The sequence below is a fragment of the Arthrobacter sp. TB 26 genome (assembly GCF_000427315.1).
In the GTDB taxonomy this organism is placed as follows: domain Bacteria; phylum Actinomycetota; class Actinomycetes; order Actinomycetales; family Micrococcaceae; genus Arthrobacter.
In genome coordinates this window covers 1-5,789 of the sequence record NZ_AUPJ01000019.1, presented here as the reverse complement: position 1 = coordinate 5,789, position 5,789 = coordinate 1, and the positions used below count along the sequence as shown (strand labels likewise).

The 5,789-nt window shown below is 69.8% G+C and carries 6 protein-coding genes; 2 read left to right on the top strand and 4 right to left on the bottom strand.

The window, feature by feature from the left end:
* Both K789_RS0100390 and purH read right to left on the bottom strand, forming a co-directional pair.
* A partial coding sequence (locus K789_RS0100390) for a dipeptide epimerase (RefSeq protein ID WP_029704123.1) occupies positions 1-993 on the bottom strand: 993 nt, incomplete at its 3' end.
* 27 nt (positions 994-1,020) lie between these two features.
* Positions 1,021-2,721, bottom strand: a complete 1,701-nt coding sequence (purH, locus tag K789_RS0100385) for a bifunctional phosphoribosylaminoimidazolecarboxamide formyltransferase/IMP cyclohydrolase (RefSeq protein ID WP_024365017.1) — start codon at positions 2,719-2,721, stop codon at positions 1,021-1,023.
* Positions 2,722-2,884: 163 nt separating this feature from the next.
* Between purH and K789_RS0100380 the strand changes: the two genes are divergently transcribed.
* A complete protein-coding gene (locus tag K789_RS0100380) occupies positions 2,885-4,237 on the top strand; it encodes an MFS transporter (RefSeq protein WP_024365016.1) in 1,353 nt (450 codons plus the stop codon).
* Between the two features lie 90 nt (positions 4,238-4,327).
* Here K789_RS0100380 and purN read toward each other — a convergent pair whose 3' ends face one another.
* Entirely contained in the window at positions 4,328-4,900 is a 573-nt protein-coding gene (gene purN, locus K789_RS0100375; protein WP_024365015.1) for a phosphoribosylglycinamide formyltransferase, read from the bottom strand.
* Between the two features lie 39 nt (positions 4,901-4,939).
* On the opposite strand from purN, the gene K789_RS0100370 reads away from it, so the two are divergent.
* On the top strand, positions 4,940-5,368 hold the full coding sequence (locus K789_RS0100370; RefSeq protein WP_024365014.1) for a hypothetical protein: 429 nt from the start codon (positions 4,940-4,942) through the stop codon (positions 5,366-5,368).
* 3 nt (positions 5,369-5,371) lie between these two features.
* On the opposite strand, the gene K789_RS0100365 is transcribed toward K789_RS0100370, so the two are convergent.
* Positions 5,372-5,789, bottom strand: a 418-nt coding sequence (locus K789_RS0100365) for a DUF6350 family protein (RefSeq protein ID WP_029704122.1), incomplete at its 5' end; no start/stop codon positions are given.

The window sequence follows — 5,789 nt, the reverse complement described above, 5'->3', positions numbered from 1 at the left end:
GAGCGAGGCGGCGGCGGCGATCCCCACCGGGCTCTCCAGCATGCAGCCGATCACGACGCCCAGGCCCTCGGCCCGGGCGCGTTCCAGCAGCCTGCGGCCATGGCGCAGCCCGCCGGATTTGGCCAGTTTGATGTTGACCAGGGACGCGGCCCGGTGCGCGAGCAGCCGGTCCAGGTCCGCGAGGGTCCAGAGGCTTTCATCGGCCATGACGGGAGTGTCGACGGCGGCGCTGACCTGGGCCAGTGCCGCCCAGTCACCGGCCGGTACGGGCTGTTCCGCGAGTTCGATCCCGAGCCCGGCGTCCTCGAGCTGCCGGATGACCCGGATGGCCGTCCCGGCGTCGAACGCCTGGTTCGCGTCGATCCGCAGCACAACGTCCGGCCCCGCGGCCGCCCGGACCGCCCGCATCGAGGCGAGGACATCCATCCGGGCATCCAGTTTCACCTTCAGGCAGCGGAACCCGGCGGCCGCGTGCACCGCCGCCTTCGCCGCAAGTTCCTCCGGCGGGGCGACAGAGAGCGTCATGTCCGTCTCGACGGTTGCTGCGGGAACCCCGGTAGCGGGGGCGGCGGCTCCGGACCCGGTGCCGCCAAGGTAGGCCCCGAGCGTCAGCCCGGACTGCTGGGCGGCCAGATCATGCAGGGCACAGTCCACCGCCATCCGGGCCGCCGCCGGTTCACTGCTGTGTTCCAGCCCGGCCAGGACGCCGTCGAGCTCCCCGGCGGAGGGGCCGGCCGTGCTGGTTCCCGTTGTTGCGGAGGTCCGGCCCAGCACCAGGGCAGCCAGCGGGCCCTGGATGCTGGCCACCGCCTGCTCGGTGGAGAGCCGGGTGACCCGGCTGATCGGCGCCTCGCCCCAGCCGCTGCGGCCGTCGGAGTCGACGGCTTCCACGAGCACGGTTTCGAGTTCGGTCGCGCTGCGCACCGCGGTGGTGAAGTGCCCCACCAGCGGCACGCGGACGCGGTGGGCGCGCAACGCTGTCAGCCTGGCCATCCGACTCCCCCTGCCTGGTCGTCCGGTCTAGTGGAAGAAGTGCCGGGCGCCGGTGAAGTACATCGTGATGCCGGCGGCGTTGGCCGCGGCGATGACTTCCTCGTCGCGGACCGAGCCGCCGGGCTGGACGACGGCGCGGACGCCGGCGTCGATCAGGATCTGCAGTCCGTCGGCGAACGGGAAGAACGCGTCCGACGCCGCCACGGCGCCGCGGGCACGCTCCGGTGCGCCGCTGGCGCCTGGTTCTGCCTGAACGGCATTGGAGGCACCGCCCGCACCGTCGACGTCAGAGTCCACGCTCACGCCGAGCGAGTTGGCGCGCTCGACGGCGAGTTTGCAGGAATCGAGCCGGTTGACCTGGCCCATGCCGATGCCCACGGCGGCACCGTGGTCTGCCAGCAGGATGGCGTTGGACTTGGCGGCGCGGCAGGCGGTCCAGGCGAAGGCGAGGTCGGCCAGGGTCGCGGCGTCGGCGGCCTCACCGGCGGCGAGGGTCCAGTTGGCGGGGTTGTCGCCCTCGGCGTCGACCTTGTCCGTGGCCTGGACCAGCATGCCGCCGGAGACCTGGCGGAACTCGGTCGGGTAGCGGCCGTAGCCCTCGGGCAGGGCGAGGAGGCGGATGTTCTTCTTCTTGGAGAGGATTTCCACGGCCTCGTCCTCGAAGCCCGGCGCGATGACGACCTCGGTGAAGATGCCGGCGACGGTCCGGGCCATGCCGGCGGTGACGGTGCGGTTGGCCGCGATCACGCCGCCGAACGCGGACACGGGATCGCAGGCGTGGGCCTTGGCGTGGGCTTCCGCGATCGGGTCCGCCGCGGACGCGGACCCCACGGCCACACCGCAGGGGTTGGCGTGCTTGATGATCGCGACGGCGGGCTCGGCGAAGTCGAACGCGGCACGCAGGGCGGCGTCGGCGTCGACGAAGTTGTTGTAGCTCATGGCCTTGCCGTGCAGCTGGTCGGCCTGGGCGATGCCGGCCGGGGCGGCCTTGTCCACGTAGAGGGCGGCCTGCTGGTGCGGGTTTTCGCCGTAGCGCAGCACCTCGGAGCGCTCGAGGGCCAGACCGGCGTACGCGGGCCAGTCGATGACGCCGTCGCCGTCCTCGTCGAGGAACTGGCTCGCGGTCCAGGTGGCCACGGCGGTGTCGTAGGTGGCGGTGTGCGCGAACGCCTTGGCGGCGAGCCGGCGCCGGGTCTTCAGGTCAAAGCCGCCCGAGGCGGCGGCAGCAACGACGTCGTGATAGGACGACGGGTCCACCACAATGGCGACGGCGGCGTGGTTCTTCGCGGCCGAGCGCACCATCGCGGGGCCGCCGATGTCGATCTGCTCGACGACGTCGTCCTGCGCAGCGCCCGACTTCACGGTGTCCACGAAGGGGTAGAGGTTCACGACGACGAGGTCGAACGGTTCGATGTCCATCGACGCCAGCGTGTCCATGTGCGCCGGGACGCGGCGGTCGGCGAGGATGCCGCCGTGGACGCGCGGGTGGAGGGTCTTGACGCGGCCGTCCAGCATTTCCGGGGAGCCGGTGACTTCCTCGACTTCCTGCACCGGGATGCCGGCGGCGGCGATCCTCTTGGCGGTGGAGCCGGTGGAGACGATCTTGACGCCGGCGTCGTGCAGGCCCCTCGCGAGCTCCTCCAGACCGGTCTTGTCGTAGACCGAAATCAGGGCCCGGCGGATGGGAACACGGTCGATGGATACACGGTCAAGCTGCGTGAAGCTCACAAAAGTCTCCGTCTTATATCGCGGCGTGGCCGCGGGTGGTGGGGATGGGGCCAGTTTATCGCGTCGGCGCCCTGTGCCTTCCCTCGGCGCTGCCCGCGCGCCGGAGTATGAAGCGCAGCGCACCGGCGGATGGCCACGTAGAGTTTTCCCAGGAGGCTGAGAGATGAATACGTACACCACTGTGCCCAGCGGCGAACAGGTGGTCCAGGAACTGCCGTGGCGCTGGAAAGTGCAGGGCCGGATCTTCCTGATCGGCGGCCTGGGCTTTATGTTCGATGCCTGGGACGTCACGCTCAACGGCATCCTGATTCCGCTGCTGTCCAGGCACTGGTCCCTCACCCCGGGCGAGGCTGCCTGGATCGGCGCCTCGAACCTGATCGGCATGGCCCTGGGTGCCTTCGTCTGGGGCACCATCGCGGACACCATCGGGCGGAAGAAGGCCTTCACCGCCACCTTGCTGATCTTCTCGCTCTTCACCGTGCTCGGCGCGTTCTCCCCCGACTTCCTCTGGTTCGTCGCGTTCCGCTTTATGGCCGGCTTCGGTCTGGGCGGCTGCATCCCGGTCGACTACGCCCTCGTGGGCGAGTTCACCCCCCGCAAGCAGCGCGGCAGGGTCCTCACCGCGATGGACGGCTGGTGGCCGATCGGGGCGGCACTGTGCGGTTTCGTCTCCGCCGGGCTCGTGGCCCTGTACGGGGATTGGCGGCTGACCATGCTGGTCATGGTGCTCCCGGCGCTGCTGGTGTTTTGGATCCGCCGCAGCGTCCCCGAGTCCCCGCTGTTCCTGATCCGCAAGGGCCGCCGGGACGAGGCCGCCAAGGTGATCGACGACCTCGTCGCGGCCACCGGCGCCGAACCCCGCGTCTACAGCCTCCCCGAGCCGCAGGACGCTCCGCGGCTTTCCGCCGGCAGCGCCTGGACCCAGCTGCGCGCACTCTGGCAGTACGACTGGAAAATCACGACGGCGGCCTGGTCTCTGTTCTTCTCCATCCTGCTGGTCTACTACCTGTCGCTGACCTGGATGCCGCGGATCCTGATCGGCGCCGGCTTCGAGGAGTACAAGGCCTTCCTCACCACCGCCTCCATGGCCGCCGTCGGGCTCCTCGGTGTGGTGGTGGCCGCGCTGCTCGTGGAGCGGGTGGGCCGGAAGTGGATCCTGGCGATCACCGGCCCGCTGTCCGCGCTGACCCTGGTGATCGTGGCGATCGTGGTGGACATCCCGACGGCGGCCGTGTTCTGGCTGCTGGTCTTCGGCTTTGTGGTGCAGGTGGCCATCCCGGTGCTCTACGCCTATGTCTCCGAGCTGTACCCCACGGAGCTGCGCGGCTCGGGGTTCGGCTGGGCGTCGACGTTCTCCCGGCTCGGCGCGGGGTTCGGCCCGCTGGTGTTCGCGGCGTTCCTCTGGCCGGAGCTGGGCCTCGCGACCTCGTTCGCCCTCGCCGGCGGGCTGGTGCTGCTGAGTGTGCTCTGGATGGCGTTCTTCGCCCCCGAAACCAAGCAGCGCCACCTCGAGTAGCCAGCCCGTCAACTTCCCGGCGGTTGCGCTATCACTTATGGTGCTTCTGGGCCTCGGAGGAGCACCACAAGTGATAGCGCATCGAGGCGGTCAGGGCGTATGTGCAGCAGCCAGGGCAGCCAGCGTGGACACCAGCAGGCGGCGCTCCACGACCTTGATCCGCTCGTGCAGGGATTCCTCGGTCTCGCCCTCGGCAATCGCCACCGCTTCCTGGGCGATGATGGGGCCCGTGTCCACGCCGGCGTCGGCCCAGTGCACCGTGCAGCCGGTGACCTTAACGCCGTAGGCCAGCGCATCGCGGACCCCGTGGGCGCCGGGGAATGACGGCAGCAGGGCCGGGTGGGTATTGAGGTACCTGCCGCCGAACGCGTCGATGAAGTCCGCGCTGACAATCCGCATGAACCCTGAGGACACAACGACGTCGGGCGAGTACGCGGCCACGGCCTCGGTGAGGGCCGTGTTCCAGGCGGCCCGGTCCGGGTAGGCCTTGAAGTCCACCACGAAGGTCGGGATTCCGGCGGCGGCCGAGCGCTCCACCCCGTAGGTTCCGGGCCGGTCCGCGCCGACTGCGGCGATCTCGACGTCGAGCCGGCCTTCCCGAACGGCGTCGATGACGGCCTGGAGGTTGGAGCCGGTGCCGGAGACGAGGACTACGATGCGCATTGTCCTAGCTTATGGGGCCGCTCGCGTAGGCTGGAAAACATGAATCCCCCGAACGACTCCGCCGGCAGCCCGGGCAGCCAGCACCCGCTCAGCGACGCGGCCAAGGCCTCGCAGGCGAAAACCCACAATCTGTTCCGCAGCTTCATCGTGGCGGTGCTGGGATCGTTCTTCGTCTACCAGCTGGACATCAACTACCTCTGGCTGAGCGCCCTCCTGACGGTGATCGCCATCGTGCTCGGCATCATGGTGCTGGTCCGGTACGCCAGGCTCAAGGAATCCAAGCTGGTGCTGTTCGGGACGATTTCCGGGATGGTGGTCCTGGCCATCCAGGTGCTGCTGCTCCTGACCTCGGCGCTGTTCTTCACCCAGGTCCGCGACTACCAGCAGTGCAGCCGCCAGGCCCTCACCCAGCAGGCCGCCTCCATGTGCCAGACCCAGCTGGAAAAGTCGCTGCCGCAGTTCCGCTAAGCGCTACAGGGAGGCCGACTCCAGGTCCGCCTCGCGCAGTTTCTGCTGGCGTTCCAGCCAGGGTCCGGCGGCGTAACCGATCACGACGCCGATCCCCACCTCCGCGGCCACGAACAGTGCCGTCCGGAGCGGTTCGGGGCCAATCTCGGTGAGCCGTCCGATGCCGGCGGATCCCCCGGCCAGCCAGGCCAGGCCCGCCGCGAGCAGCCCGGCGACGCTGCCGACCATCACGCCGAGGGCGACCGTGGAGACGGTGGCGGTGAACCAGCGGGCGTGGACCTTGATGGAGAGCCATTCGTCGAAGTGGTTTTCGCCTTCGCGCAGGAACCACCAGCCCGCGAGCGTTCCGGCGAGGACCGGCACCACAAGCGCGGCCATCCCGTAGTCCAGCGACCCGGCCGGCAGCGCCGCGAACACGGGG